We start from the raw sequence: 26,176 nt of genomic DNA on the forward strand, positions 1-26,176 counted from the left end.
GAGTGGTCAGTTGAGCGCGCCGAAGGCGCAGGCCGAGCTGCCGCTGATGCTTGCGCTCTGGCTGCCGGTGTTGGTCTGGTTGGAATTCAGGGCCTGGCTCGACCAGCCCTGCACGTTGCTGGTGGTGGAGCCGATCACGGCCGAGCCGACCGTGCCGCTGTTGGCCTGGCCGGTGCTCACCGTGCCAGTGCCGCCGATGCCGGTGCTCGAGTTGCCGGTGGAGTTGGCCGACGCGCCGCTGGTGCCGGGCGAGTTGGCCGTGGTGCTGTTGGTGCCCTGGTTGCCCTGCGCGGTCGAGGTGACGTCGCAGTTGTACTGGCGGCCGACGTAGTTGTTGGTGGTGTAGTTGGCCGCGCCGTAGGAGCCGGCCTTCTTGCGCTGGATCATGTCCTGCACCGCCGCCTGGTTGGCCTTGTCGGCGGAGGTCTGGAACTGCCACGCGGCGTTCTCTCCGACGTTGTTGGCCAGCGCGCATGCGCCGGTGGCGGCGAGCAGGCCGAACAGCGCGGCGCGCGTGGTCCTGGAAACCCGGGTGATCTGGATAAGCATGAAAGTCCTACGAAACGAAATGGGAGAAGTTCGGGCCCGATGCGCGACGCGGTCACGCGCGCATCGCCGCCCTTCGCATGGGCGCCGGCTCGGTGAAGCCGGGCCACGCGAGCAGCTCGGCGCCTTCCTCGGCGGCTGGCTTGGCCGGTCTGTCGGGCGCGTGCAGCGCGGCCTCCAGCGCGCGGTACTGGGCGGCGGCGATCAGGTCGCCCTCGCTCATGCCGGGAGGCTGCGGGGCGCACTCGTGCATCAGGTCCTGTACTGCGCGCTGCAGCAGGAGAAGGTCGGTGCTCAGGCGCGCGAGGCGCAGCTGGATGTCGGTGGTCAGCGGGCTCATGGTCAGTCCGCCTCCGTGCGGCCACAGGCATCGCCGCCGACGGGAGAGCCGACGCGCGCGTGCCTCTCCGCGCCTCGCACGCCGAAGCCCTGCATCCACTGCGCGCCGGCCTGCGACGCGATGTGCAGGTCGTCGTCGCGCTCGATGCCGTCGACGACCACATGCGGCGCGAGATGCGCGCACAGCGACAGCATGTCGCGCAGGCTCTCGCGGCCGAATGCGCTCCCGCGTGCGCGGCGCAGCAGGGCTGCATCGAGCTTGACGATGTCCGGCCTGCAGGCCCGGACGGCCGCGAGGTTGTCGGCGCCGCTGCCGAAGCCGCGGATGGCGATGCGGCAGCCGCGCAGCTGCAGCTGCACGCAGAAGTCCCTCGCGGCCTCGAAGTCGGGCAGCGCTGCGCTGTCGACGATCTCGATCACCAGCCGCGAAGCCAGCGCGGGCTCCTTGTCGAGCACCGCGAGCAGCGAGGCCCACCAGTGGTCGACCCGCACGCCCTGCGCCGAGATGCTCACGCCGACATGCGCGGAAGGCTGCATCCGCAATGCGGCGACGGCATGCCGCATGACCGTGCGGTCGAACGCTCGCGTGAGGCCCAGCCGCTGCAGGCAGGGCATGAACACCTCGGGCTCGAGCAGGCCCGCTTCGCCCTGGCCCGACGCGATGCGCGCGCGGCCTTCGCGGTAGAGCACTGTCGCGGCGCTGCCTGGCTGCACGACCGGCCGCCACGAGAACGACAGCTCCTCGGCGCGCGTGGCCTCGCTCAGGCGCACGGCGACGTCCATGTCGGCCCGATAGAGCTGGCGCCAGCCGTCGGCGCGGGTCTCGTGCGCCTCGGGAAAGGGCTGGGCGGTCCACAGCGCCAGTTCGATCTCGGAGGAACCGAGCTGCCCGGGCGGGCATACGTCGATCCAGTCCGCGTGCAGCTGCACCAGCGCGGCGATGCCGCCGGCACGCACGGGCTCGGCGCCCAGCACCGCGAGCAAGGCCTCGATGGAGCGGCTCGCGCGCCGCATCGTGCGGGGAAACTCGCTCGGCGCACGGCCTTCGAAGATCCCGCACTCGAAGGCTTCGTTGTGCCAGAGCAGGAAGCAATCGTCCCGCAGCCTGGCCATGTCGGACGACGGGGACACGACGAAGTTGGCGCAGAGCCGGCGCTGGATCTCCAGGCTCGCGGCCGACGCGAAATCCTGTCCGTATGCTTCCGCGAGGAGCGGAAGGTTCGCGACGAACACGAAGGCGCAGGCCCTGCGCGCCGCCGCACGGCCCACGGGCGCGGCGAAGGCTTGCGCGACGCTCGCGGCGCCCGCGGCGGGCTCGGCGCGCGAGTCGTGCAGGCACACCCCCGTCGAAGCACGCAGGGCCCGCGCAGCGGGCCGGTGCGCGCCTGAGGGCCAGGCGGTCAGTGCTGAGATAGCAGCCATTGCATCCTCGATCGAAAAATCATCTCGAACCCAGTAAGGGAAGACCGGCCGCTCGTGTTGCGGCAACGGTTCTCCATCCCGCGCCGCGGCGCGAGACAAAAAAATCGAAACCCGGAAGCCAGCGCACGAGCGCAAGCCGCCATGCACGAGCCCTCGCAAGGGTCATCGGCAAGCAGTTGTCGGGGCGCTGGAGGCAGTCGCACGGTTCGCGGCGGATCTCCACGGATCGCCGCGATGCGCGTCACTGCAACGAGAAAACTAGGAGTCGGGCTTCATGGTCGCGGCCTTCGATGTGACGGGGCCACGCGCTCGTGCGGCATGCCCACGAACCGCATCGAGCGGCTCGTACGTTCGGAAGAACGAGGGTATGCGGGTCATCACGTGCAAGCTCCGTAGTATGTCTTTGAAACAAAATGAATACTACGGATCGCAGTAGCTCTTGGCATTCGCTTTCGGATCGCGGATGTGTGCCAGTTCACATTTGTCAGCAGCTGGTGCGAAAGATGCGACTACTGCTCACATCAATATGGGAGGTGCCAGGATCGTCGCCGGGCGCGGTGAGTGGCTCGGCTTCCGGCCGGCTCCGCCGCCATTCCTGGTGGATCGGGGCGACGAAGCTGCTGCAGGTCTGCCAGTCATTGCGGCGGGATGAAAAAAGTCCCGTCGCAGGGACTGCGCGGGACTTTTAAAACTTCCAAGATTGATCTTGGCGGAGAGTGTGTCCCCCGAGAATCTAGTAGCCATGCGACCTTTTAGAGAGCCATCGATTCCAACCGGCCATCCCACAGGCCAACAACGAACAGTGGGAGACCGATCAAGGCGCGCAGCAGAGGTCTCGAATCAGCAGTCCCAGACTTACGGCTCCCGAAACCGTAGGGAAGCCCGCCTCGACAACCAACCAACGCTCAGTAAAAAACGCACGCTCGCATCTACCGCCGCCTAGGCCGTCTGTACTCCGAAAACCGCTTCTTAAAAATCTTAAAACGCAACTCCAGACTGGCCTGATCGTTGGTACTCCTTGACGCCAGGTAATAACTATTTAGCTCCGAAGTGCCCGCGTTTGCATTACTCCTTTGTTGGCGCATGTTCTCCAGCAATTCATCCGTAAAATGCAAAACAAAATCGCGCAACTCATTGGCCCAGGTGGGCTCTTCTCGTGCCATCCAATAGTAAATTGGAATTTCTCCTTGGCGAGTTAGTAGCGTATCGCTCTCTACAAACTCCCTATTCAACACTTCCAAAACTTCATAAACCTTGTCGCGAGCGGCATAGTATGGATTATTCGCTGAATCTTGCACCTTCTCTTCGTTCTGCGCATCAAACCACTTGGCCGCAGCACTAGCGAAATCGTCCAGATTTTTTGCTTTGGTATCAGAGAAACCATCCTTGAATTCGAAAAGGAGCAGTTTCACAATAAGGTTGTGCTCCTGCATTCTCGTCTTGTTGAACTTAACTTTATTTACAAAGAAAGGATGCAAGCTCAATTCCCTGGTAATCATCGGGACCGGCCCGCCCATCGCGTTCCTGCGTTCGGCGCCCGTTGCCGCTTCACCCATATTCAAACGGACAAATAGTTCTTCCACCCTGTGCTTGGAATCCGCAGTCACACTCATGACCGTCGGAACATATTCATCAATCTTCTCAGCTATCGCCGGAAATCTGCTAACCAAATCACTATATAACATCCCCCCAAGCTTAATTGAAGGATCGTCATCCAAAACACACGACGGATTGAGCCTAAATTGGTCAGCAAAAAACCCAAATACCGCACCCATGCGCTGCTTCCCGTCAATCATCGCATACGCATTTCTGTGCTCATTTAACTTCTGCGAGATCCCCACAGAGAAGTTGGCAACATAAAATTTCGGTATATCGAAATCGTTGAGCACCGAGTCAATGAGATGTCCACGCTTCCACTTGCTCCAGATATCCGCCTTCCGCTGGTAGGACGGATTCATATCTATTTTTTTATTGAGGTATTGCTCATACCACCAACGCAGGTTCTTGGGTTCGTGTGGGGTTACTTTAAGCATGTTACATCCTGAATCCGCGCAGGCGTTTGATTTCCATTGCCAATCCATGCATATCAGGATATGCGACCGAGTCCGTATATCCGAGATGTAATAACAATGTTAGAAGCGACCCAATTTTGTCTTTCGGTATCACAAATCTTATCAACGACTCCGGAGGGTGTTTGAATTTCTCAAACTGCTTTTCCATAGGTGAAGTATCACGACCAAATACAGTAAACACACCTCGTTGCGCAAACATTCTCGCGTTATTTGCGATACCCAAACAGCATGCGCATTGTTCGTTGAGCGATTTAAGTGCATTAGGCTCTAACTGGTCCCCTACAAACAGTTTTTTAGGCCCGTAGCCTTTTACAGCGTTTCGCGATGAAAGTGCACCGGAATCACCATGACTCGCATGCGAAAGTGCCACACTATTCCACTTCACAGGATTCAACACCCATATAGCGGCATCATTCGAAAATGCACCGGAGGCATCCACGCGAGCCGACGTTAGCGCGAAATAGAGGGCAATAAACGGGTTGTTTGTCCAATCCAGCAAGCGGGTGGGGACGCCGTAGTGCTGCATGTAGACGAGTGTTCTTAAATCGTTGTCATCATCCAGCCCGGATAATTCGTTTGGCATCAAAACGGCTTGCCGCCGAAAATCCTCCAGCATCTTCGCTTCAACCTTTATAAGGTCTTCAATATTCGTGTGGGTTGGGTGTCTGAACAGACTAGGCGCTAGTTCATGTGCGACACTTCCAACACCCCGATACCAGTGACCTTGAAACGTGCCTCCGGCTACTATCGTTTTTTCAACTAGCTGCTCGGTGTTTTTAGCAAACTCAGCAAGAGTGCTAATAGTTATCGTTTTTGGCTTGCTCATCAGAACCTCGACGTCGAAGTTTTGCCAGGATGGCCACGCAAGGTCTTCGTGAGAGCAGGGTTGCGTCGCTCCACAGCGACTGTAGGTCGCGATTGCTCGTTGTTCATCTCCACCTCTGGTTTTTCTTCGAAGCACACATTGTGCTAGATCAGCCGACGCACGCTACGCAGGGAAAAGCGGTCCCGAATCGCTGGCTCGGCGAACCTTTTCGTGCCGATCGAGAGCGCCCGCAGGGTCGCCGGCACCCTCTAGAATCTAGAAGCATGGACACGCTCACTCCGAAGCAACGATCGGAGCGCATGGCGCGCGTTCGTGGCCGAGACACCAAGCCGGAACTAGTTGTGCGACGACTGCTTCATTCTCGTGGGTATCGATATCGCCTTCACGACAAGAAGCTGCCTGGCTCACCCGATCTCGTGTTTCCGCGAAAGCGGAAAGTGATCTTCGTGCACGGGTGTTTTTGGCATCGACATGAAGGTTGCCGGCTTGCCCGCATGCCCAAGTCCAGGATCGATTTCTGGTCTACAAAGCTCAACGGCAACCAAGCTCGCGATCAACGTAAGTTGGCGGCACTTGCGCAGCAGGGTTGGAGTGCGATGATCGTGTGGGAATGCGAGCTGCGCGATCTCGAGGCCCTCGCGTCTAGATTGGAAGGTTTTTTGAATGACGAGAAAGATGCGGAATGATGCGCGCGGTTGAGCTCTATGCGGGTGCCGGTGGCTTGGCCATGGGAGTAAGCCTCGCCGGTTTCGAGTCTCTCGCGGTCGTAGAGTGGGATAAGTGGGCCTGCGATACCGTTCGCGAGAACCAGCGCCGGGGATATCCCTTAGTGGAGCATTGGCCCTTGCGCGAGGGCGACGTGCGCGATGTTGACTGGTCTTCTCTCCCGCAAGATATTGAGCTGCTCGCTGGGGGACCTCCCTGCCAGCCTTTCTCAATGGGCGGCAAGCACCAAGCTCACGACGATAAGCGGGACATGTTTCCCCCGACGGTGCAGATCGTGCGACAGCTTCGCCCGAAGACCTTCATCCTCGAGAACGTGAAGGGGTTGACACGCTCGACCTTCGCGAACTATTTCGACTACATCAAGCTGCAGCTGGAGTTTCCCGAGGCGCCACGCCGGAAGACTGAAACGTGGTTCGACCACTTCATGCGGCTGCAGACCGAAAAGACTTCCGGTCGAATGCACGGAACTGGCCTAACGTACAACGTCACCTCCACGCTGGTGAACGCCGCCGACTACGGTGTCCCGCAGAAACGCGAACGCGTTTTTATCGTGGGTACGCGTTCTGATCTCGACATCGACTGGCACTTCCCCGATGCCACACATAGCGAGGATGCGTTGCTGTTCGCGCAGTGGGTGACCGGAGATTATTGGGAACGCCACGGCATTCCCAAGAAGGACCGGCCCACCATGCCAGAGAAGCTCGTGACCCGCATTCGCCGACTGGCCGACAACCCACCTCGCGAACTGCCTTGGCGTACTGTGCGTGACGCGATCGCCGGTCTACCAGATCCGCAGTCACGGGCAGCGCGAGAGTTCCGTGACCACCGCTTTCAAGCCGGAGCCAAGTCGTACCCAGGCCACACGGGCAGCCCGCTCGATCAGCCTGCCAAGACCATAAAGGCGGGAGACCACGGTGTGCCAGGCGGCGAAAATATGATGGTGCTAGCTGATGGGTCAGTGCGCTATTTCACGGCTCGTGAGACGGCCCGCATTCAAACGTTCCCCGACGGCTATGTATTCCATGGCTCGTGGTCTGAGACGATGCGCCAGCTCGGCAACGCCGTGCCGGTCGCCTTAGGGCGTTTGGTGGCTTCCTCGGTAGGCCAAGCTCTACTTGAATCGCAAGGCCGTCGTCTTTCCTTCGGACGTGGTGACGCAAAGGCGGCCGCGTGACGACCGCCGAGATCATTCCGTTCAACCCGCTGGACAAGAAGAACCTCGGCGCAAGCGTGGCCGAGGCTCTGGTGAGTCAGCCGGCCCATCCGCTCGGCCGAATCAAGCCGTTCATGGGGACTGGCATCTACGCCATCTACTACCACGGTGACTTCGAGGCCTACAGCCCGATTTCGGAACCCAACAAGGCAGATAGGAAAGACCCGATCATCCCGATATACGTGGGTAAGGCCGTTCCTCAAGGCGCTCGAAAGGGCAAGGTAATGGCGGACCCAACGCGCTCGAAGGCACTGTTTAATCGGCTTATCGAACACGCTGAGTCGGTGACGGCCACCAAAACGCTGTCAATTGAGGATTTCTCCTGCCGCTACCTGGTGGTTGACGAGATCTGGATCCCGCTAGGGGAGTCGCTGATGATCGCGAAGTTCTCCCCACTGTGGAATCTTTTCGTCGAGGGTTTTGGCAATCATGATCCGGGCAAGGGCCGTTATGAAGGCCTGCGGCCGCGCTGGGATTTAATTCACCCGGGCCGTGCATGGGCTGAGAAATGCAAGGTAAGGCCGGAGACCGACGCGGAGGTTCTCCGCGATATCCGCACGTATTTGGCTTCCACCGTGCTGCCGCAATCCGCCCATTTCCTGGGGCGCTCCGACTAAGGGCTCGGGCCCCCTAGCTCCAGCGCACATCGGCGGCCGATTCCGTAAAAACGGGCAACAGAAACGCCCTCGGGCCTGCCACCCCAGCCCAGCGTTGCCGCGCCCCCGCAGCCTGCCAACCGTCTCGTAAAAATCGCAACCCGAAGCGAGCAGGCTCGGTGGGGGCTAGACCGCGCGCCGGCGGGGACGGGCGGCCCGCGTCGGGGGGACGGTCGTGGAGGCGGCGGGATCGCTACGAGGCCCGTGGCAGCCCCATGGAGAGGTCGAGCGGCCCAAGGCAAGGGCAAGGGGACCTTTGAGCGAACAAGTCGTGTTTGGAGGCCATCTGCGCGAATCTGCGTCATCCAAACCACCACGGCGGTGCGACGCTGGACGAAGTGGCTGAATTCGACAGCATCTGGCACGAAGTGGCGGCCAGCCGCGGGGCGTGCAAATGGCAGCGCGTCCCGATAACATCGCCGCCACATTTGTTTCCTAAAGTAAAAGAAATGCCGCCACTGCCCTGTCGCACCCGCCTGAGCCTCGCCCTGGCCATCGCCGTGCCCTTGATGCTTACATCGTGCGGCGGCGGTGGAGGCGGAGGCTTCTCCTTTGGTCCCTTTCCTCCGGCCAACAGCGGCGTAGGCGACGCGCCGCCGCCACCCCCGCCACCGCCGCCGCCGCCTCCCCCTGCGCCGCCAGCGGGCGCGCTGAAGTTCACTGTCGGCGGCACCGTCACCGGCCTGGCAGGCAGCGGGCTGGTGCTGCAGAACAACGCAGGTGACGACCTGGCCGTAGCCGCCGACGGGAGCTTCAGCTTCGCTTCTTCGCTGGACGACGGTGCCGAGTACGGCGTGACCGTGAAGACGCAGCCCACGGCGCTGCAGGTCTGTGTTGCGAAACAGGCCTTCGGAACGGTGGCGGGGGCGGCGGTGAGCTCGGTGACGGTCAATTGCTCGGAGGCCGGAGCCGACCGTTTCGGCTTTGCGGCCAATGAGGGATCGAACAGTCTGACTGCATACACCGTTTCTCCGGATGGCAGCTTGTCAGCAGCCACTGCGTACCCCTTGGCAGGCACGCCCCAGCACGTGACCGCGCATCCCTCGGGGAAAAAGCTCTACACCAGCGTCTACGTCGGGACCGAAGGCGTCACTCAATCCACCATCGACCCCGCCGGCACGCTGTCGCAGAATCTCAATCTGACCACCGGCGTCGGCACGAGCCCGGTTTTTGTCGGCGTCGAACCCAAGGGACGTTTTGCCTACGTGATCGGCGATGGGCAGATCCATCGGCTCAATATCGACGCCACCACCGGCGACCTCGACGGCAGCACGGCCGTGGCCGTGGCCGGCGGCAACAGTCGCAAGTTAGGTTTCGATCCCGAGGGGCGATTCGCGTTCGTGCCCAACGGCGCGTCCATCGAGGTGTTCCGCTTGGATCAGGGCACCGGCGTTCCGATCTCGCCACCCGCGTCGGTTGCGCTGCCAGTCAGCGGCATCGTCGACGTCGCGGCTGAACCCAGCGGCCGTTTCGCCTACGTGAGCACTGGCAACAACCCCGGCACCCTGCGCGCTTATTCCATTGACCAAACCACAGGCGCGTTGACTTCGATCGGCTCGGTGCCCTCCGGTAACACGCCCTTTGGCATGGCCATCGATCCGACCGGTCGCTTCGTGTACGTTGCGAACAGGAATTCCCACAACGTCTCGGCCTACGCCATCAACCCACGAACCGGCGCGCTGACGGCCGTACCGGGCCAGCCGTTCTCCGTCGGCGCCAACACGCCCAACTCCGTCACCGTGGATCGCACAGGCCGGTTCGCCTATACGGCGAACCAGGGCGACAACACGATCTCGGTCTTTACGATCGACCGGAGCACCGGCGCGCTCGCTCTGCAAACCGTGCACGCGGCCGGAGCCAACCGGCCGCAGTTCTTCGCGCTCGCCAAGTAGCTCGCACTCTGGATCAGGAGACATTGGGCCTCTCCCATACGCCGCTAGTCGCAACCGTGCAATCGTAGGAAGGCACCCCGAGTCTCTGAGCGCGTAGGTTCACTGGCCTTACGCGGCCTTCCGCTCCGGCACGAGGAACCGCACCAGTTCCTCCCCTGCCCACTCGTTGAGCTCGCGAAAGCGCTGCATCAGCGGCCGGATCTCGTTGTCGATGAACACCCCCAGCGCGTCCGGCGCATTGCCGAACCCGCCGGCGTTGGTCGGCACGATGCCGAGCAGGCCCGGCGGCACGCGGTGGGCGGCGAGCACGTCGTCCTTGCTCACGTTCTTGATCGCCGCGAAGTCGTCCTTCGCAGCCACCTCGCTAACGGGGATCAGCTTCAGGCCATCGGACTTGCCACCAGGCGCATGCAGGAACAGATTCCGGAAATTGCCCGGCCCCTTCGCCCCCTTCAGCGCCTCGCGCAACGCGTCCGCGTCGGTGGTGCTGACCTGCGCATCCGACAGGTACAGGATGAAGCCCGCATGCGAGCCGTTCGCGTAGTACTTGCGCCGGAACATCGTGGCCGACTCGTTGAGCCAGGCCGACTGCAGCGCGCTGATGTACTCGGGCAGGCCATAGACCTCCTGATTGACATCGTCTTCACGCAGATGGAAAACCGAGCCAGCGGGGAACTCGTGCTCCTGATGCCAGCCACGCACGAAGAAGTAGCGGCCTTCCTCTTCCCCGCGCCGCGTGAATTTGGCCAGCGCGTGCTGCAGCGCCAGCGGCCGGCCCGTTGCGGCGCGCGGCTGCTCGACGTATGCATTGCCGAAGACCAAGAAATCCAGCGCCATCGCGCCGAATGTCGCGCTCGACAGCCGTGGGTGCGGGATGAACATCGTCTTAAGCAGATTGCGCTTCAGGAAGATCGCGGAGCCGTGGTGCGGCGACGCCCGGAACGCGCTCGCCAGCCCTTCCCATGGAAGCGGCGGCTCGTACCAACGGCCGTTGAACATGCTCTCGACGTAGTCGAGCAGCTGAATGCGGCTCACCGGCTCGGGGTCGCCGAAGCTGAAAGCCGCGACGGCGCCGCCGCCCGGCTGTGCCATCAGGTTCGCACCCGCTGCGTCAGCGTTAGCCAACGATGCGGCGTGCGTCAATCGGTGGGCGTGGGTGCCCTTGCGTTTACTCATCCAAAAATCTCCATGCGAGAGCTACCGCCGACGACGTCGCCGGCGAGTGTTTCGTTATCGAGCGCGTGCATCGTTGCCCACGCAAGATCCGCGTGCCCTGTCTCTTCCGAGCGGCCCGAGTCGTAGGTCACATTCCGGCCGCTGGCCGTGAGCACGCGTTTGATGGCCATGAAGGAGGCTGCGATGTCGGTCCACCCGGCATCGAATTCGAGCCTGCCCTTGTGAATCACCTGCTGCGCCTTCAGCACGAGGCGTTGCTTCACCTCGATGCTGTACTGGTAGCCCTTCACCTGGGGGAAGAACTTCTCCACGATCTGGAAAACGCCGGCGCCAAGGCCCGTCTTGTCGATGCCGATGTGCACGACGTTGTATTGCTGCGTGACGCGCCGGATCGCCTCGGCCTGGGCCTCGAAGTCGGAGCCCTTGAACTGCTCTCTGTGCAGGATGCGGAACTTGCCGCCGGGCACCCGCGGCGGCGCCACGACCACCAGCGCCGCCGCATCGCCCTTGTCCGAAGGGTCATAGCCGATCCACACAGGGTGATGCGCATAGGGCCGAAGCCATAGCGGCTTGACATCGCTCCACGTCTCCCAGCTGTCGACCATGCAGGCTTGCATCTGCGCCAGCGTGAACAGCGAAAGGCTGTCGTCGATGAACTGGCACATGAACAGGTTCGCGAACTCGTCGACGCTGTATTCCTCGCGCAGCTCGGCGATGTCGAAGAGATCGAAGCCCAGCGCCACAGCGTCTTCCACCGTGACGATGTCGCGCCACTTCCGGTCGAGACCCAACGCCCCGCCGCGCAACGCCTTGTGCGTCGTGTCAATACGGACGTGGTCTTTCTTGGCGCGGCCCTTGTTCCTGTCGTCGCCGGTCCAGAAGCCATAGGCCTCGTGCGACATCGCCGACGGCGTCGAGAAGTAGGTCTTGCGCCAGTGCTTGTGCGAGGCCATGGCGCTCGCCAGCTTGTTGATCATGCGAAAGCGCGGAACCCAAAAGAACTCATCGAAGTAGAAGTCGCCGTGATACGACTGGGCCGTCATCGCGTTCGTGCCCAGGAAGATCAGCTCGGCGCCGTTCCAAAGCTTGATGTTCTCGCCCTTGAGGTCGACATCGACCTCTTTCGCGAAATCCACGATGTAGCTTCGGAACTGGTGGGCCTGCGCCTTCGAGGCCGACAGAAAGAGCTTGTTGCGCCCCTCCTTCGCGGCCGATAGCAGCGCCTCGCGCGAGAAATAGAACGTCGCGCCGATCTGCCGCGACTTCAGGATCGCGCGCAGCCGCTGATACTGCTGATCGAACCATGCCTGATGGAACGGGAAGTTCGACTCGCGCAACTTCGATTCGAGCAGCGCGATCTGGTCTTCGTTGAACTCGTTGCGTTTGGGCTTGCGCTTCGGCGCTGCGTTGCGCGCCGCGATGTTCGGATTCAGGTCGCCCTCGCGCCCCGTCTGCTGGTACTTCTCGACGCGGGCGGTGCGCTCCAGTTGGCGGCCGAGCAGGTCGATTTCCTTGTAGTCGCCGCCGGTCTTCTCGGTCTTCAGAATCAGCTGGATGAGCCGCACTTCGAGCGCGCCGTTCACTCGGTCGAGCGGCTGCGCGTCATCCCACTTGTCGGCCTCCTTCCAGCCGTAGACCGTCGACGCCGGCACGCCCAGGTGCTCCGCGATCTGCTTGACCTTCCAGCCCGTCCAAGCGAGGAACCGCGCCGCGGTGCGGGGTTGCGCCTGCGGCGTCAACGTGGCAATCTGGCCCGCCGCAGTGCTCGCGACGCTGGCCACATCGGCAGCAGGCGCCGCCGCTTTGGCGACGTTCGAAGCCCGTCCACGCTGGTGCGACGCGGACTTCTTCGCAGCGACAGAAACAGTCCGGCGAGTGCGGCCGGACGCAGCGGATTTCAGGGGCATGCCGCCGAGGTTGCCCGCGCGCGCGAAGCATCGCCACCACGTCCAACAGTGCCCGCCGCTGCCACATGCGCAGCGGCTTGAGAGCGGACGGACGCACCGACACCATTGGCTCACCGCATCGCGAACACCACGCGATTCCCCGTTCAACCAGCAGCGAGCCAACCAATGTCCACACCCGCAAAGAAGCCGGTCTCCAAGTTCTTCCGCGTCGCCGTCGAAGGCGCGACCAGCGACGGCCGCGTCATCGACCGTGCGATGCTGGAACAGATCGCCGCCAGCTACGACCCGAACGTCTACGGCGCCCGCGTCAACATCGAGCACATGCGCGGCTACAGCCCGAACAGCGACTTCCGCGCCTATGGCGATGTCACCGCTGTGAAGACGGGCGAAGTCGAGATCGGCGGCGTCAAGAAGCTCGCCCTCTTCGCGCAGATCTCCCCCACCGATGAGCTGATCGACCTCAACAAGAAGCGCCAGAAGATCTACTCGTCGATGGAAGTCCGGCCGCGCTTCGCCGACAGCGAGAAGGCCTATCTCGTCGGCCTGGCCGTCACCGACAACCCTGCGAGCCTCGGCACCGAAATGCTGGAGTTCGCTGCCAAGAACCCGAGCGCCAATCCCTTCTCCGCGCGCAAGGACAAGCCCGACGACCTCTTCACCGCCGCCGAAGAGTTCACCCTCGAATTCGAGGACACGCCCGACGAAGGCGCCCTGGCCAAGTTCCGCGCGGCCGTCGCGGGCGCCCTGGCGAAGTTCGGCGCGAAGACCGCCACCGACGATGCGCGCTTCGCCGCCATCGCGGAAGGCTTCGAGCAGATCGGCGACGCCTTCGCGGCCCACGTCACCGCCACCGAACAGAAGTTGTCCGCTCGCGACAAGACCATCGGCGACCTGCAGACCACCGTAGCCGACTTGAAGGCCAAGTACTCCGTCCTCGACACCACGCCGACCGGCACCACTCGCCCGCTGGCCACAGGCGGCAACGGCACCACGAAGACCGACTGCTGAGCCAAATCGACCAACCGCAAGCAAGCACCTCATCCGCAACACCACACAGGCAGCACACACCATGCGTAAAGAAACTCGCCAGGCCATTGACGCCTACTTCTCTCAGCTGGCCACCCTCAACGGAGTCGCGAGCGTCGTTCAGAAATTCAACGTCGAGCCGCGCGTACAACAGACCCTCGAATCGAAGATGCAGGAATCGAGTGCGTTCCTGCAGCGCATCAACGTCATCGGCGTCACCGAGCAGATTGCCGCCAAGGTCGGCGTCGGTGTGAGCGGTCCGGTGGCCAGCCGCACCGACACCAGCGGCAACGGCACGCGCAAGCCGCGCAACCTCGCAGCGCTCGACGACAACCAGTACCGCTGCGTGCAGACCAACTTCGACACTGCCATCCGCTATGCGCAGCTCGACGCCTGGGCCGGCTTCCCCAACTTCCAGACCCTGCTGCGAGACGCCATCATCCGGCGCCAGGCGCTCGACCGCATCTGCATCGGCTTCAACGGCACCAGCATCGCCGCCACCACAGACCTCGCCGCGAACCCGCTGCTGCAGGACGTGAACAAGGGCTGGCTGCAGCACATGCGCGAGCACGCGCCGGAGAACGTGCTCGCCCAGGGCAGCAAGCAGGCCGGCAAGGTCATCGTCGGCGCAGACAAGGCGACCAGCGACTACGCCAACCTCGATGCAGTCGTGTACGACGCCATCACGCTGCTGGACCCGTGGTATCAGGAAGACCCGGACCTCGTCGCCGTCGTCGGCCGCGGGCTGATGCACGACAAGTACTTCCCGCTGGTCAACAAGGACCAGCCGCCGACCGAGTCTCTGGCCGCCGACATCATCATCAGCCAGAAGCGCGTGGGCGGCCTGCAGGCCGTCACCGTGCCCTTCTTCCCTGCCGGCAAGGTGATGGTGACGACCCTGTCCAACCTGTCCCTGTACTGGCAGCGCGATGCACGTCGCCGAAACATCAAGGACGTGCCCGAGCGCGACCAGATCGAGAACTACGAATCTTCGAACGACGCCTATGTCGTCGAGGACTACGGCCGCGCGGCCCTCGTGGAAAACATCGAACTCGCCAACTAGGCCCGCGCCAAAAGTCTGACGAAAGACCGCGCGCGGGCCGCCCTCGGCCCCGCGCCCTCCCCACCAGCCCGGAACACCACCATGCGCCCACTCAGCCCCGCACAGCGCCACCGCGCGCGCGTTCTGCAAGAACAGGCCCAGGCCGCCAGCCCCTACGGCGTCGAGCTGCAGGGCGATGCCTACGGACTCATGCGCGTCAAGCTCTCGCAGGACAAGAACCGCCTGTCGCAGATCCAGTCGCACGAGCGCCGCGCCGAAATGAAGGCCCGGCTTCTGCCGGAGTACTTCGACTGGATCTACACCTCGCTCGACACGGGCCGGGGCGCCGTGGATCAGGTGCTCACCACGGTGATGGTGTGGGCGTTCGACGCCGGCGCCTACCGCCTCGGCCTGGACATCGCGGCTTACGTCATCCGCCATGGCATGGCCATGGCCGACGACTACAAGCGCAGCCCGGCCGCCATCGTGATCGATGAACTCGCCAACGCCTACCTGAAGGGCCAATGGTCGCCCCTGTTCGTGCTGCTCGACGCCGAGAACGTGCGGCATCTGGCGCCCGTATCGCTCGACGATGACCCAGCCCGCGCGCGGGCGCAGGCGGCTGCGCTGCTCATCGAGGCCGACACCTTGACGGCCGAGCAGGATGCGCCCGACCAGGCCCGCGCCAAGCTGCACAAGGCCATCGCCTACGCGGCGCTCGGTAAGGTGCAGACGGCCGAAGAGCCTGACCTTTCCGCAATCGAACCGGGGGCGCTGTCGCTGGCCCTTGCGCGCCTGCAGCGCGCGCTGGAGCTGGACAGCAATGCCGGCGTGAAAAAGGACATCGAGCGCGTCGAGCGCGCGCTCAACAAGGCCGGCGCGAGCGTCGAGCCGACAGCCGAGGCGTCGACCGCCGCCCCACCCGAACAACCCGCTACGGCCTCGCCGGCCAGCAGCCGCAAGAACGCGGCACCGGCGAGGAAATCCACGGCCCCCGCGCGCAAGCGCGCCGCCGCGAAGTAGCGCAACCGAGCACCCCCGCGTGCCGGGCGGCCCGTGGCGCTGCGTGAAAGGCTGAGCCATCACCACAACGCGCCACGGCCACCGCCCACCTATACCGAGCCAGAGACCTCAAGCCCGAGACCGACAATGTCCCTCATCGCAGCAGCCCCGCCCCTCGTGCGCACCACGCCGCCCAGCGACCCGGCACCGCTGGGCAAGGTGTCCGCCGGCGCATGGTGGCCCGAGATCGACCTCGCAGCCCTGCGCGACGCCATGCGGCTCGACGGCACCATCACGCCCCAGCGCCTGCTACCGGCCGTGCAGGAGGCGGTCGCGGCCACCATCGGCCAGCTCGCCGACTGGGCGAAGAGTCGCGAGGAGGAAGGCCACGCCTCGCTGGCCGCGGTGCCCGCCCTGAAGGTCGACGGCGAGTCGATCAACGTTCAGCGCTTCCGCCGTGCCGTGCACTGCCATGCCAAGGCCAACCTGATCGAGCGTTACAGCGACTACGACACCACCGGGCGCGAGCGCCGCAAGGATCAGGACGAAGCCCGCGAAGACCAGGCCGAGCACCACCGCCGCGACGCCACCTGGGCAGTGCGCGACATCCTGGGCGCATCGCGCCTGACCGTCGAGCTGATCTAGCCATGCCGCGGACCGTTGTCACCCAGCAGCACGACACGGTGGATCTGCTGTGCCTGCGTCACCTCGGCGCAACGGCGGGCGTCACCGAGGCAACGTACCGAATGAATCCCGGCCTCGGGGACCTGGGACCGATCCTGCCGATTGGCCTCGCCGTCGTCCTGCCGGACCTCCCCGCCAATGCTGCCCGCATCGACACCGTGCAGCTCTGGGACTAGGAGACATCGCCATGCCCACTTCAACCCTACGACACCACACCATGACCGAGCCCACCACCACCGCGGCAGCCGCCGGCACCGCTGCAGGCTACAAGCTGGCCCTGCTCTCGCTGCCCGTCATTGCCAGCCTGATCGCCTTCTGGCTCGGCATCCGCTTCGTGCCACTGCGCCCCGGCCAGGCATGGAACGACCTCATTAATCGCGTCATGGGTTGTCTGGCCAGTTCGTTCATTCTGGGCACCATCGCTCTCGTGCTGCTCATGCAGCACAAGCCCGACGTCTTCACCGCCGGCGCCGCGCTCGCCCGGCTCGCCACATTCCCGCCCGAGGCCGGCTTCTTCGTGATTACGGGCTGCGTGTTCGTGCTCTGCAGCATCCCCGGCCCGTGGATCGTGGCCGCGGTCTTTCTGTGGCTGGAACGCCGCAAGGATCGCGACATCGGCGAACTCGCCGCCGAGATCCGCGCCGGCATCGGCGTCCCGCGCGTGTCGGCACCCGTGGCCGCCGCGCCCGAACAATCGGCCAGCGCCGACACCACCGCCAAGACCTGAAGCCGCCATGCTCAACCTGCCCCAGCTCATTGCCGCCGGCATCACGCCGACCGTCGCACGTGTCTTGCTGCCACACCTGATCGTCGCGTTCGATCGGTTCGAGATCGACACGCCCCGGCGGATGGCCGCCTTCATCGGCCAGTACGGCCACGAAACCAGCGGGTTCACTCGCCTGGAAGAAAACCTCTACTACACCGACCCGGCACGCATCGCACAAATGTTCTCCGCGCTGCGCGAAGTCGAGAAGGCGCGAGCCTTCACGCGCCAGCCCAAGGCGCTCGCGAACAGGGTCTATGCCAACCGGAACGGCAACGGCAGCGAAGCCAGCGGCGATGGTTGGAACTACCGCGGCCGAGGCCTCCCGCACCTCACCGGCCGCGGCAACTATCGAACGGCAGCCTCTGCCCTGGGCATTCCGCTTGAACAGAACCCGGACCGTGTCGCGGACCCGGAAGCCGCTGTGCTGGTCGGCGCGTGGTACTGGAAGGCCAATGGCCTCAACGCCCTCGCCGACCGATGGCAGCTCGATGCCATCACGCGCAGCATCAACGGCGCAGCGATGGCCGGCCGCAGCGACCGCGTCGAGCGGTGCAATCGGGCGCTCGAAGCCCTGCTGTCCACCTCATGAAATCAGCGCTGATCGCCCTGGCGGCCGCGGTGCTGATCGCCGCCGCCTCGGCCCTGCCCGCGTACTGGGTCGGCGATGAGCACGGCGCCGCACGGGTACAGCAGGCTTGGGACACCGACACGAAGAGCCGAGCCACCGCCGCTCTCGAAGAGACCAACACCTCCCGAATCAAGGAACAAGGCCATGCCAACAGCGTCACCCGCGCCGTCGACGACTTCCACGCCGTGCAAGCGCCTGCTGCTGCCGACGGCGCTGCTCGCATCGCTGATGCTGAGCGCCTGCAGCGCGCCGCCGAAGGGCGGGCCGCTCGAGTACCTCGCTATGTCCAAGGCCGGCGCAGCTGAGCGCGACCGTCTTGCAAGCCATGCAGCCCGACTCGACGCCAGCCTTGCAGAGGGTCGACGCGTGGCTGAACAGCTCCGCGCGGATCTTGTCGACCGCGATCAGCGAATCCAGCTCCTTGCCGACATCGTCCGCGCCGACCGCGCCCTCTTCGGCGACGCCCCAGCCGCCGAGGCGAACGAGCACTGAACCATGAAGAAGCCGCAGCTGCTGCGCGACCACATCACGCGAGCCTGCCCGGAGCTGGCCACCAATCCGGAAAAGCTCACGGTCTTCATCGAGCGCGGCAACATCGTCCACACGGGCACGCCCGCCCTGTCCTTCGAGTACCGGTACACGCTGAATATCGTCGTGACAGACTGGAACGGCAGCACCGACGTGATCGTCGTGCCCGTCGTGGCCTGGCTCAAGCGCAATCAACCCGACATCTTCGAGAACCCCGAGCGGCGCGCGAAGGCCTTCCGCTTCGAGGTGGAGATCATCGATCACGCGACTTCCGACATCGGCTTCGAGATCGATCTGACCGAGACAGTCGCCGTTCAAGGCGGCACTGTCGATGGCATCAACCGGCTCACGACACGGCACATCGGGGAGCCGGTGCTCGCGGGTGCCGAGCCGGTCGAATCGCTTCTCGACCTTCAGGCGGAGTGGCGCATCCACCCGCTGGACGAAGGCTGATCGTGGCCGACGCGCTCAACCGACTCGCGAACTGGGCCGCTCCCCTGATGGCGGGGCTTTCGCCCGAGCGCCGGCGCGCGGCCATGGTGCAGATCTCGACCTACCTTCGGCGCAGCCAGGTGGAACGCATCGGAGCCCAGCTCAACGCAGACGGCACGCCCTACGAGCCCAGGAAGCCGCGCAAGCAACTGCGAAACAAGAAAGGCGAGATTCGCCGCAAGATGTTCGAAAAGCTGAGGACCGCGCAGTACCTGCGCAAGGCCGCGACGGCCGGTAGCGCCACGATCTACATCGGCGAGAAGTCCGCCCGCATCGCCCGCGTGCACCAGCGAGGCATGCGCGACAAGGTCGATTGGCGCAAGCCGAACAGCCCGACCGTGCAGTATCCGAAGCGCGAGCTGCTGGGCTTCACACCAGCGGACGAAGACGCCGTCACCGACATCCTGCTGCACCACGTCACCGCCAACGGCTGACGTTTGAGGGCGCCGCGCAGCGCCCTTCAGTCCCCGCCGCATGCACCGTTGCGTTCGCTCGCGCACGCGAAAGCCTTTCGGCACATTGGGCGCATGCCCGGACCAACCGAATCGCCGCAACTTTTTGCCGACCTGCAACGCCAGATGGCGAACGTCGTGCGCATGGGCACCATCACCGACGTCGACCACAGCGCCACCCCGCCGCTCGTGCGCGTGCAGCTCACCGAGAAGGGCAGCACGGACTGGCGACCGTACCTCGAATTGCGCGCCGGCAAGACCGGCACATGGAACCCGCCCACCGTCGGCGAGTGCGTCCTGTTCCTCTCACCCAACGGAATGACCGAAGGCGGCTTCGCGCTGCCAGGCCTGCCCACCGAGAGCCACCCCGCGCCCAGCGCCGACCCAAACAAGACCGTCACGAAGTACCCCGACGGCGCCGTCGTGGAGTACGACCACGCCGCCCACAAGCTCAAGGTCACGCTGCCAGCCGCCGGCACCGCGGATATCGAGGTTCCCGACGCGATCACCGTGAAATGCAAGACGGCCGACGTAACGGCCAGCGAGAGCGCGAAGGTGCATTCGCAAGAGATCACGCTTGACGCGGCGAAGACCATCGCCACCGGGCAGCTACTGGTGCAAGGTCTGTTCACCTTTACCGCGGGCATGGCTGGCTCTGGCGCCGGCCCAGGCGGCAAGACTGCCGAGATCGACGGCGACATGACCTTCATCAACGGCCACGGCATCACAACAGATGGCGGCGACATCGTCGCTGGCGACATCAGCCTGCTGGAACACCGCACGTCCGGCGTGCAGGGCGGCGATGAGATCAGCGGGAAGCCCGTGCCATGAGCGGGATCTCCAAGACCACGGGCAAGGTGCTCTCGCGCCGAGATCACATCGGGCAGTCCATCAATGACATCCTGACGACGCCCATCCGCACGCGCCTGATGCGCCGCAACTACGGCAGCTACCTGCCGCAGATGGTCGACCACCCGGCCACCGCGGCGAATCGCTTGCGCCTCATCGCGGCAACCGCCCAGGCCATCATGAAGTGGGAGCCGCGCACGCGCCTGTTGAGCGTGCGCGTGGGCTTCACCGCACAGGGCAAGTGCCAGCTGCACATCGTGCGTCGCGACACCAACAGCGTCGACAGCACCACCTTCACCGTCACCGTTGCGGGAGGCGCATGAGCCTGGACATGTCCCTCCTGCCCGCGCCGGCCGTCATTGAAACGCTGGACTACGAAGCAATCCTCGCCAAGCGCATTGCGCTCTTTCAGGATGAGTGCAGAAAGGTCGGCTTCGACTACACGCTGCTGCTCGAATCCGATCCGGCGATGAAGCTGCTGCAGGTGCAGGCCTACCAAGAGCTGGAAATGCGCCAGCGCATCAACGATGCCGCCAAAGCCTGCATGCTGGCCTACGCCACCAAGTCGGATCTCGACAACCTGGCGGCGAACTATCGGGTTTCCCGGCTGCTGGTCACTCCGGCCGACCCGGACGCGGTGCCGCCGGTCGAGGCCGTCTATGAAGACGACGAACGCTTCCGCGAGCGCATCCAGCTCGCGCCCGAAGGCATCACGACGGCTGGCCCTACGGAGAGCTACCGCTACCACGCCCTCACCGCCAGTGCTGAGGTGGCAGACGCGCAGGTCGACAGCCCGCTCCCCGGAACCGTGCGCGTCACGGTACTTTCCACGTCCGCGAGCGGGGTTGCCTCCGAAGCGCTGCTCAACACCGTGAGCGCTGCGCTCAACGCCGAGAAGATCCGCCCGCTTTGCGACAGCGTGCCTGTGCAGGGTGCGGAGATCTTCGAGACCGCCATCACGGCGAAGGTGTATCGCTACGAAGGGCCTGCGGGCGAGGTGGCCGTCGAGAACGGCGAGGCGGCGCTGGCGAAGTGGCTCAAGCAGATTCGCAAGCTCGGCAAGGGGTTGCCTCACTCCGGCATCGACGCCGCGCTCCATCAGCCGGGTGTCGACCGTGTCGAGATCACGCAGCCGCCGACGGACATCCTGTGCACGAAAACCCAGTGGGTTCGCGTGACGGGCATCAACGTCCTCGAAGAGGTAGTCCGTGCCTAACCTCGCCTCGTCGCAGCGCTTGCTGCCGCCCAACCGCACCCCGCTGGAGCTGGCACTCGCGGGCGCGTCGCCGCTGGATCTGGACACCGATGGTCTGCGGCACCTGTGGACGGCCATGCTGTGCCTCGCGCCGCTGCTGCCATGGCTCTCGTGGACGCTCTCCGTGGAGGCCTGGCAGGACGCCAGGTCCGACGACGCCAAGCGTGCGCTGATCCTGAACTCCATCGAGATCCATCGGCACAAAGGCACGCCCTGGGCGATCCGCCTGCTGATCCGCTCGCTGGGCTTCGGCGAGGTGGACATCATCGAGCGCATTGGCGGTCGCACCCACGACGGCACGTTCCGCCGCAACGGCGTCTATCCGCACGCCTCGCTTGCCAGCTCATGGGCGACCTACATGGTCGCGCTGCAGCGCCCCATCACCAATGCCCAGGCCGAGCGCCTGCGCAAGCTCCTGCCGTCCGTCGCGCCGGCGCGCTGCCATCTGGTCGCGCTGCGTTACGCATCGGTCGCCAACAGCCACAACGGCGCCACCCGACGTGACGGCGCCTACAACCACGGAAGCGCCTGATGGCCAATCTGAACGAAACCGACCAGTGGGAAACCGGCATCTACCAGATCGAGGAAGATGACCCGGTCCTCGGTGGCCCCTCGGGCATCGACAACCGCCCGCCGCGCGAGCTGGCGAACCGCACCCGCTATCTGCGTGTGCGCAACGTCACGCCGTGGGACCCGGCCTTGAGCTATCCCGCCAATGTGGCCTATGTCAGCTACGCCGGCACCACGTGGCGCAGCGTTGGCGACAGCCTCAACGTCCCGCCCGGCAGCGACGCGACGAAATGGACGCGCTGGGGCCACACCGCGGCCGAGCTGAATGCGGCACTCAGCGACTCGACGGCCGCGCACGAGGCCAAGGTCAATCCGCATCCTCAGTACGCCACTGACGCGGATCTCGCCGCCCACTTCGCGGACCCGGACCCGCATCCGATGTATGCGTTCCGCGGTCCCATCGTCGCCGTCCCCGCCGTGAACATCGGCCCCGTCATCACTGTGCAGACCCCGCATATCCGGCAAATGGTCTGGAACGGCACCGCCTACGTGCGCGCACCCTGGCATCAGCCCGGCATGCTGCTGTACAGCTACGACAACCCGTCGAGCATTCCCGGCTATCTCCCCGTGCGCGCCGACGTGAGCTATGAGCAGGCCAACTACCCCGACTTGGTCGCGCGGCTGGGACTCTCCGGCTCCGGAACGTTCTCTCTCGTGGATCTTCGCGGCGAGTTCATCCGATGCCTGGACAACGGGCGAGGCGTCAATGCCTCGCGCGTGCTGCGCTCGGCCGAGGCCGGCAGCAACGCCGCCCACACCCACGGCGTTACGGACCCCGGCCACGGCCACTATGTGAACGATCCCGGCCACGTGCACGGCGGGTGGACCGACTCGCAAGGGGCGCACAACCACGGCATGCAAGTCCCGCAGAACGTGGCGGACTCGGACCGTGGAACGGGGCAGTACTCCGACTTCAGCATCGACTCGCCGAGGCCCATCAACTACGACGGCGCCCATGCGCACAACGTCGGCATCGATTCACGGAAGACCGGCATCTGGCTCAACAACAGCGGCACGGGCATTTCGATCAACTCGGATGGCTCGGAGGCACGCCCCCGCAACGTGGCCTTCCCGGCGTGGATCAGCTACTGACCCGGACACCCACCCCATGACCAAGACCATCTATCTGATCGATCCCGAAAGCGGATTCCTCGTGGGCGAGTCCGTGCACCCGCTCGATCCCGTCGCGACGGAGCGCACTGGCAAGCCGGTCTATGCGCTGCTCAACCCCGCCTTGGCGACCGAAACCGTGCCGCCGCATATCCCCAGCGGCATGCGGCCGCGCATGGTGCGTGGCAAATGGGCGTTGGAGCCGCTGCCGCCTGCACCGGCACCTGAGATCCCCGTCGTACCGCCGCCGCCGCCAGCTCCGGCGCCCAGCACTATCGACGACCGCATCGCGTCCCTGCGCGCCTACGTGCAGGAATACATGGACGCTATGGCCCGATCGCTCGGCTACGACGACATCAGGACCGCAGTCACCTACGCCGAAGAGCCCGCCGTGCCCAAGTTCCAGAACGAGGGCCGCGCACTGCGCGCGTGGCGCTCAGCAGTCTGGGCCGCCTGCTACGAATTGCTCGACCGAGTGAAGTCCGGCGCCATGGCAGAGCCGTCGGAGCGGACCCTGACCGGCTTGCTGCCGAGCCTTTCCGTCCCTCCGCTCGAAACGCCGCCCGCAGGGTCTGCGCAAGAGCCCGCCGAAGCGCAAGCCGCCTCGACCACTGAACAGCTTGCGGCCAAGTAGCCGCAGGCAACCCGAATCACCACAGGAGCACTCCACCATGTCCACCGAATACCACCACGGCGTACGCGTTTTCGAAGTCGACGAAGGCGGCGCGACCATCCGTGTCGTCAGCACGGCCATCATCGGCATCGTGGCCACCGCGCCGCAGGCCGACCCGGCGGCCTTCCCGCTCAACACCCCGGTGCTGCTCACCAACCCCGGCGGCAGCGTCGGCAAGGCGGGTGCGGCCGGCACGCTGGCGAAGACATTGAAGGCCATCTCCCGGCAGGCCCAGGCCGTCACCATCGTGGTACGCGTCGAGCCCGGCGCCACCGACGCGGAAACCACCAGCAACGTGATCGGTACCACCACCGCCAACGGGCAGAAGACCGGCCTTCAGGCACTGCTCGCTGCGCAGGGCCAGGTGGGCTACAAGCCGCGCATCATCGGCGCGCCCTACCTTGACACCGAGCCCGTTGCGGTCGAGATCGGGGTGGTTGCCGAGCAGCTGAAGGGGTTCACTTACGTCGCGGCGCGCAAGGCGGACGGCATGGCGTATGCCACCACAAAGGAAGAGGCGACCGCTTACCGCGGCAAATTCGGCAAGCGAGAAATCATGGTCATCTGGCCAAACTTCCTCGCATGGGACACCGCGACGAACGAAGTCGAGGTCGAAGCGGCCACGGCGTACGCCCTGGGCCTGCGCGCCAAGCTCGATCAGCAGATCGGCTGGCACAAGACGCTGTCGAACATCGTGGTCAACGGTCCGCAGGGCATCAGCGCCGACGTGTTCTTCGACCTGCAGAGCCCGAGCAGCGATACGACGTACCTCAACGCGCTCGAAGTCACGACCATCATCAACCGCAGCGGCTATCGCTTCTGGGGCAACCGCACCACCGAGGCCCAGGGCGGAAAGTTCTTCTTCGAGAACTACACCCGCACCGCCCAGGTGCTGGCGGACACGATGGCCGAGGCGCATTTCACGTTCGTGGACAAGCCCATGCATCCCACGCTCGTGAAGGACATGCTCGAAAACATCAACGCCAAGGGCAAAGACCTCGTGACGGGCGGCTACCTGATCGGCTTCGAGGCCTTCATCAATCCCGACCTCAACCCGAAAGAAGAGCTATTCGTCGGCCGCCTGCGCATCAGCTACCGCTACACACCGGTGCCGCCGCTCGAAGACCTGGGCTTCCGCCAGACCATCACCGACGACTTTCTCGCCAACTTCGCCGCGGCCGTGCAGGCCGCCTGAGTGGCGTCAACCCATCACGCATAGGAGCGCACCACCATGGCACTGCCCAAGAAACTCAAGAACTTCGCCATGTTCGGCGACGGCGAAAGCTGGGTCGGCGAGATCCCCAGCGTCACACTTCCCAAGATCACGAAGAAGACCGAGGAATACCGCGCCGGCGGCATGCATGGCCCGGTCGAGATCGACCTCGGCCACGAAAAGCTCGAGCTGGGCATCAAGGCCGGCGGCCTGAAGACCCAGCTCATCGCGATGCTGGGCTCGCAGACCGTCGGCGCCAACATCTTCCGCTTCGCCGGCGCCTATCAGGACGAAGCCACCGGCCAGGTGACCGCCGCCGAAGTCGTCATCCGCGGGCGTCTGCGCGAGTGGAACCCGAACGAGGCCAAGGCCGGCGAAGACAACGACCACGAGTTCACCATCGCCGCGAGCTACTACAAGCTCACCGTCAATGCCCAGGAGCTGCTGGAGATCGACGTGCCCGGCATGGTGTTCCGCGTCGGCGGCACCGACCAGTACGACGCCATCCGCGCCGCCATCGGCATGGCCTTCGGCGTCAACTGACGCCAGGCCGCAACCTCGCCCCCTGCCCTTCCCATTCGCACCGAGCCACCACCATGAACGACGACGCCCAACAGCCCACCATCGCCAGCACCACCGCCGCGCCCAGCGTGCCCAACACCATCACGCTCGACACGCCCATCCAGCGCGGCGCCACCACCATCGCCGAGATCGTCTTGCGCAAGCCCAACGCTGGCGAGCTGCGCGGCCTCTCGCTGCAGCGGCTGCATGCCGCCGACGCCGACGAACTGCTCAAGCTGCTGCCGCGCATCACCTCGCCCAGCCTCACGCCGCCCGAGTGCGCGCAGCTGGACCCGGCGGACCTGTCCGAAGCGGGAGGCGTGGTCATCAGTTTTTTGTTGAAGAAAGCGGTTCGGGACGCGGTCTTGCAGAGCGCGTAGAGGACGCCATGGCGGATCTGGCGCTGGTCTTCCATTGGCGCCCCCAGGACATGGACGGCCTCCCCCTGGCCGAGCTGATGGACTGGCGCGAGGCCGCCCGCAAGCGCTACGCCCCCAGCAATCACGACGACGACTGACCGCAATCCCATCGAACCACCATGGCCACCGCG

Annotated in this window: 32 protein-coding genes; 25 read left to right on the top strand and 7 right to left on the bottom strand. The window is 64.6% G+C overall.

Features of this window, described 5'->3' with window-relative positions:
- Positions 1-6: 6 nt before the first annotated feature.
- From ACHMXA_RS28245 to ACHMXA_RS28265, 5 genes are all read right to left on the bottom strand, one after another.
- The gene (locus tag ACHMXA_RS28245; protein ID WP_395317216.1) at positions 7-549 is read right to left on the bottom strand and encodes a hypothetical protein; all 543 of its coding nucleotides are present in this window, start codon (positions 547-549) and stop codon (positions 7-9) included.
- Between the two features lie 52 nt (positions 550-601).
- Complete coding sequence (locus ACHMXA_RS28250; protein WP_395317217.1) at positions 602-886, bottom strand: hypothetical protein; 285 nt, start codon at positions 884-886, stop codon at positions 602-604.
- 2 nt (positions 887-888) lie between these two features.
- Entirely contained in the window at positions 889-2,307 is a 1,419-nt protein-coding gene (locus ACHMXA_RS28255; protein WP_395317218.1) for an EAL domain-containing protein, read from the bottom strand.
- A 929-nt stretch (positions 2,308-3,236) separates the two neighbouring features.
- A complete protein-coding gene (locus ACHMXA_RS28260) occupies positions 3,237-4,340 on the bottom strand; it encodes a DUF262 domain-containing protein (protein WP_395317219.1) in 1,104 nt (367 codons plus the stop codon).
- A gap of 1 nt (position 4,341) precedes the next feature.
- On the bottom strand, positions 4,342-5,205 hold the full coding sequence (locus ACHMXA_RS28265) for an FRG domain-containing protein (protein WP_395317220.1): 864 nt from the start codon (positions 5,203-5,205) through the stop codon (positions 4,342-4,344).
- Positions 5,206-5,468: 263 nt separating this feature from the next.
- Between ACHMXA_RS28265 and ACHMXA_RS28270 the strand changes: the two genes are divergently transcribed.
- From ACHMXA_RS28270 to ACHMXA_RS28285, 4 genes are all read left to right on the top strand, one after another.
- Positions 5,469-5,891: a very short patch repair endonuclease gene (locus ACHMXA_RS28270; protein WP_395317221.1), complete on the top strand. Its 423-nt coding sequence runs from the start codon at positions 5,469-5,471 to the stop codon at positions 5,889-5,891.
- Positions 5,891-7,105, top strand: a complete 1,215-nt coding sequence (locus ACHMXA_RS28275; RefSeq protein WP_395321399.1) for a DNA cytosine methyltransferase — start codon at positions 5,891-5,893, stop codon at positions 7,103-7,105. Before ACHMXA_RS28270 ends, ACHMXA_RS28275 begins: the two co-directional genes overlap by 1 nt.
- Positions 7,102-7,761 (top strand): Eco29kI family restriction endonuclease, encoded by a 660-nt coding sequence (locus tag ACHMXA_RS28280; protein WP_395317222.1) that lies wholly within the window; start codon positions 7,102-7,104, stop codon positions 7,759-7,761. Before ACHMXA_RS28275 ends, ACHMXA_RS28280 begins: the two co-directional genes overlap by 4 nt.
- Positions 7,762-8,075: 314 nt before the next feature.
- The gene (locus ACHMXA_RS28285) at positions 8,076-9,692 is read left to right on the top strand and encodes a beta-propeller fold lactonase family protein (RefSeq protein ID WP_126182947.1); all 1,617 of its coding nucleotides are present in this window, start codon (positions 8,076-8,078) and stop codon (positions 9,690-9,692) included.
- Between the two features lie 108 nt (positions 9,693-9,800).
- On the opposite strand, the gene ACHMXA_RS28290 is transcribed toward ACHMXA_RS28285, so the two are convergent.
- On the bottom strand, positions 9,801-10,868 hold the full coding sequence (locus ACHMXA_RS28290) for a phage portal protein (RefSeq protein WP_395317223.1): 1,068 nt from the start codon (positions 10,866-10,868) through the stop codon (positions 9,801-9,803).
- Complete coding sequence (locus ACHMXA_RS28295; protein ID WP_395317224.1) at positions 10,865-12,775, bottom strand: terminase large subunit domain-containing protein; 1,911 nt, start codon at positions 12,773-12,775, stop codon at positions 10,865-10,867. The genes ACHMXA_RS28290 and ACHMXA_RS28295 overlap by 4 nt, the downstream gene beginning before the upstream one ends.
- Before the next feature lie 165 nt (positions 12,776-12,940).
- On the opposite strand from ACHMXA_RS28295, the gene ACHMXA_RS28300 reads away from it, so the two are divergent.
- From ACHMXA_RS28300 to ACHMXA_RS28400, 21 genes are all read left to right on the top strand, one after another.
- Entirely contained in the window at positions 12,941-13,783 is an 843-nt protein-coding gene (locus ACHMXA_RS28300; protein ID WP_395317225.1) for a GPO family capsid scaffolding protein, read from the top strand.
- Positions 13,784-13,844: 61 nt separating this feature from the next.
- Positions 13,845-14,864, top strand: coding sequence for a phage major capsid protein, P2 family (locus ACHMXA_RS28305; RefSeq protein WP_395317226.1), 1,020 nt, complete (start codon positions 13,845-13,847; stop codon positions 14,862-14,864).
- 81 nt (positions 14,865-14,945) lie between these two features.
- Complete coding sequence (gene gpM / locus ACHMXA_RS28310) at positions 14,946-15,866, top strand: phage terminase small subunit (protein ID WP_395317227.1); 921 nt, start codon at positions 14,946-14,948, stop codon at positions 15,864-15,866.
- 126 nt (positions 15,867-15,992) lie between these two features.
- Positions 15,993-16,490 (top strand): head completion/stabilization protein, encoded by a 498-nt coding sequence (locus ACHMXA_RS28315; RefSeq protein WP_395317228.1) that lies wholly within the window; start codon positions 15,993-15,995, stop codon positions 16,488-16,490.
- 2 nt (positions 16,491-16,492) lie between these two features.
- A complete protein-coding gene (locus tag ACHMXA_RS28320) occupies positions 16,493-16,705 on the top strand; it encodes a tail protein X (RefSeq protein WP_395317229.1) in 213 nt (70 codons plus the stop codon).
- A gap of 11 nt (positions 16,706-16,716) precedes the next feature.
- Positions 16,717-17,256 (top strand): hypothetical protein, encoded by a 540-nt coding sequence (locus ACHMXA_RS28325; protein WP_395317230.1) that lies wholly within the window; start codon positions 16,717-16,719, stop codon positions 17,254-17,256.
- Positions 17,257-17,263: 7 nt separating this feature from the next.
- A complete protein-coding gene (locus ACHMXA_RS28330) occupies positions 17,264-17,884 on the top strand; it encodes a glycoside hydrolase family 19 protein (protein ID WP_395317231.1) in 621 nt (206 codons plus the stop codon).
- Complete coding sequence (locus ACHMXA_RS28335; RefSeq protein WP_395317232.1) at positions 17,881-18,228, top strand: hypothetical protein; 348 nt, start codon at positions 17,881-17,883, stop codon at positions 18,226-18,228. The genes ACHMXA_RS28330 and ACHMXA_RS28335 overlap by 4 nt, the downstream gene beginning before the upstream one ends.
- 61 nt (positions 18,229-18,289) lie before the next feature.
- Positions 18,290-18,415 (top strand): hypothetical protein, encoded by a 126-nt coding sequence (locus ACHMXA_RS28340; RefSeq protein WP_395317233.1) that lies wholly within the window; start codon positions 18,290-18,292, stop codon positions 18,413-18,415.
- Between the two features lie 3 nt (positions 18,416-18,418).
- Entirely contained in the window at positions 18,419-18,904 is a 486-nt protein-coding gene (locus ACHMXA_RS28345) for a phage tail protein (protein WP_395317234.1), read from the top strand.
- A gap of 2 nt (positions 18,905-18,906) precedes the next feature.
- Positions 18,907-19,377 (top strand): phage virion morphogenesis protein, encoded by a 471-nt coding sequence (locus tag ACHMXA_RS28350; protein WP_395317235.1) that lies wholly within the window; start codon positions 18,907-18,909, stop codon positions 19,375-19,377.
- 93 nt (positions 19,378-19,470) lie between these two features.
- On the top strand, positions 19,471-20,226 hold the full coding sequence (locus ACHMXA_RS28355) for a phage baseplate assembly protein V (protein ID WP_395317236.1): 756 nt from the start codon (positions 19,471-19,473) through the stop codon (positions 20,224-20,226).
- On the top strand, positions 20,223-20,567 hold the full coding sequence (locus ACHMXA_RS28360; protein WP_395317237.1) for a GPW/gp25 family protein: 345 nt from the start codon (positions 20,223-20,225) through the stop codon (positions 20,565-20,567). The genes ACHMXA_RS28355 and ACHMXA_RS28360 overlap by 4 nt, the downstream gene beginning before the upstream one ends.
- Before the next feature lie 8 nt (positions 20,568-20,575).
- A complete protein-coding gene (locus tag ACHMXA_RS28365; RefSeq protein WP_395317238.1) occupies positions 20,576-21,460 on the top strand; it encodes a baseplate J/gp47 family protein in 885 nt (294 codons plus the stop codon).
- Complete coding sequence (locus ACHMXA_RS28370; protein ID WP_395317239.1) at positions 21,453-22,031, top strand: phage tail protein I; 579 nt, start codon at positions 21,453-21,455, stop codon at positions 22,029-22,031. The genes ACHMXA_RS28365 and ACHMXA_RS28370 overlap by 8 nt, the downstream gene beginning before the upstream one ends.
- Positions 22,031-23,161: a hypothetical protein gene (locus ACHMXA_RS28375; RefSeq protein WP_395317240.1), complete on the top strand. Its 1,131-nt coding sequence runs from the start codon at positions 22,031-22,033 to the stop codon at positions 23,159-23,161. Before ACHMXA_RS28370 ends, ACHMXA_RS28375 begins: the two co-directional genes overlap by 1 nt.
- 16 nt (positions 23,162-23,177) lie before the next feature.
- On the top strand, positions 23,178-23,813 hold the full coding sequence (locus ACHMXA_RS28380; protein ID WP_395317241.1) for a hypothetical protein: 636 nt from the start codon (positions 23,178-23,180) through the stop codon (positions 23,811-23,813).
- A gap of 37 nt (positions 23,814-23,850) precedes the next feature.
- Positions 23,851-25,047, top strand: coding sequence for a phage tail sheath protein (locus ACHMXA_RS28385; protein WP_395317242.1), 1,197 nt, complete (start codon positions 23,851-23,853; stop codon positions 25,045-25,047).
- Between the two features lie 36 nt (positions 25,048-25,083).
- Entirely contained in the window at positions 25,084-25,608 is a 525-nt protein-coding gene (locus tag ACHMXA_RS28390) for a phage major tail tube protein (RefSeq protein WP_126182928.1), read from the top strand.
- A 53-nt stretch (positions 25,609-25,661) separates the two neighbouring features.
- Complete coding sequence (locus ACHMXA_RS28395) at positions 25,662-26,006, top strand: phage tail assembly protein (protein ID WP_395317243.1); 345 nt, start codon at positions 25,662-25,664, stop codon at positions 26,004-26,006.
- An 8-nt stretch (positions 26,007-26,014) separates the two neighbouring features.
- A complete protein-coding gene (locus ACHMXA_RS28400) occupies positions 26,015-26,143 on the top strand; it encodes a GpE family phage tail protein (protein WP_395317244.1) in 129 nt (42 codons plus the stop codon).
- The last annotated feature ends 33 nt before the right edge of the window (positions 26,144-26,176 follow it).

It is taken from the genome of Variovorax sp. UC74_104, from assembly GCF_044055375.1.
Taxonomy (GTDB): domain Bacteria; phylum Pseudomonadota; class Gammaproteobacteria; order Burkholderiales; family Burkholderiaceae_C; genus Variovorax.

Bases quoted from the DNA above. Each gene is read 5' to 3' on its own strand.
- ACHMXA_RS28245 (WP_395317216.1), bottom strand. From the start codon at position 549: ATGCTTATCCAGATCACCCGGGTTTCCAGGACCACGCGCGCCGCGCTG.
- ACHMXA_RS28250 (WP_395317217.1), bottom strand. From the start codon at position 886: ATGAGCCCGCTGACCACCGACATCCAGCTGCGCCTCGCGCGCCTGAGC.
- ACHMXA_RS28255 (WP_395317218.1), bottom strand. From the start codon at position 2,307: ATGGCTGCTATCTCAGCACTGACCGCCTGGCCCTCAGGCGCGCACCGG.
- ACHMXA_RS28260 (WP_395317219.1), bottom strand. From the start codon at position 4,340: ATGCTTAAAGTAACCCCACACGAACCCAAGAACCTGCGTTGGTGGTAT.
- ACHMXA_RS28265 (WP_395317220.1), bottom strand. From the start codon at position 5,205: ATGAGCAAGCCAAAAACGATAACTATTAGCACTCTTGCTGAGTTTGCT.
- ACHMXA_RS28270 (WP_395317221.1), top strand. From the start codon at position 5,469: ATGGACACGCTCACTCCGAAGCAACGATCGGAGCGCATGGCGCGCGTT.
- ACHMXA_RS28275 (WP_395321399.1), top strand. From the start codon at position 5,891: ATGCGCGCGGTTGAGCTCTATGCGGGTGCCGGTGGCTTGGCCATGGGA.
- ACHMXA_RS28290 (WP_395317223.1), bottom strand. From the start codon at position 10,868: ATGAGTAAACGCAAGGGCACCCACGCCCACCGATTGACGCACGCCGCA.
- ACHMXA_RS28295 (WP_395317224.1), bottom strand. From the start codon at position 12,775: ATGCCCCTGAAATCCGCTGCGTCCGGCCGCACTCGCCGGACTGTTTCT.
- ACHMXA_RS28300 (WP_395317225.1), top strand. From the start codon at position 12,941: ATGTCCACACCCGCAAAGAAGCCGGTCTCCAAGTTCTTCCGCGTCGCC.
- ACHMXA_RS28305 (WP_395317226.1), top strand. From the start codon at position 13,845: ATGCGTAAAGAAACTCGCCAGGCCATTGACGCCTACTTCTCTCAGCTG.
- gpM (WP_395317227.1), top strand. From the start codon at position 14,946: ATGCGCCCACTCAGCCCCGCACAGCGCCACCGCGCGCGCGTTCTGCAA.
- ACHMXA_RS28315 (WP_395317228.1), top strand. From the start codon at position 15,993: ATGTCCCTCATCGCAGCAGCCCCGCCCCTCGTGCGCACCACGCCGCCC.
- ACHMXA_RS28320 (WP_395317229.1), top strand. From the start codon at position 16,493: ATGCCGCGGACCGTTGTCACCCAGCAGCACGACACGGTGGATCTGCTG.
- ACHMXA_RS28325 (WP_395317230.1), top strand. From the start codon at position 16,717: ATGCCCACTTCAACCCTACGACACCACACCATGACCGAGCCCACCACC.
- ACHMXA_RS28330 (WP_395317231.1), top strand. From the start codon at position 17,264: ATGCTCAACCTGCCCCAGCTCATTGCCGCCGGCATCACGCCGACCGTC.
- ACHMXA_RS28335 (WP_395317232.1), top strand. From the start codon at position 17,881: ATGAAATCAGCGCTGATCGCCCTGGCGGCCGCGGTGCTGATCGCCGCC.
- ACHMXA_RS28345 (WP_395317234.1), top strand. From the start codon at position 18,419: ATGAAGAAGCCGCAGCTGCTGCGCGACCACATCACGCGAGCCTGCCCG.
- ACHMXA_RS28355 (WP_395317236.1), top strand. From the start codon at position 19,471: ATGCCCGGACCAACCGAATCGCCGCAACTTTTTGCCGACCTGCAACGC.
- ACHMXA_RS28360 (WP_395317237.1), top strand. From the start codon at position 20,223: ATGAGCGGGATCTCCAAGACCACGGGCAAGGTGCTCTCGCGCCGAGAT.
- ACHMXA_RS28365 (WP_395317238.1), top strand. From the start codon at position 20,576: ATGTCCCTCCTGCCCGCGCCGGCCGTCATTGAAACGCTGGACTACGAA.
- ACHMXA_RS28375 (WP_395317240.1), top strand. From the start codon at position 22,031: ATGGCCAATCTGAACGAAACCGACCAGTGGGAAACCGGCATCTACCAG.
- ACHMXA_RS28380 (WP_395317241.1), top strand. From the start codon at position 23,178: ATGACCAAGACCATCTATCTGATCGATCCCGAAAGCGGATTCCTCGTG.
- ACHMXA_RS28385 (WP_395317242.1), top strand. From the start codon at position 23,851: ATGTCCACCGAATACCACCACGGCGTACGCGTTTTCGAAGTCGACGAA.
- ACHMXA_RS28390 (WP_126182928.1), top strand. From the start codon at position 25,084: ATGGCACTGCCCAAGAAACTCAAGAACTTCGCCATGTTCGGCGACGGC.
- ACHMXA_RS28395 (WP_395317243.1), top strand. From the start codon at position 25,662: ATGAACGACGACGCCCAACAGCCCACCATCGCCAGCACCACCGCCGCG.
- ACHMXA_RS28400 (WP_395317244.1), top strand. From the start codon at position 26,015: ATGGCGGATCTGGCGCTGGTCTTCCATTGGCGCCCCCAGGACATGGAC.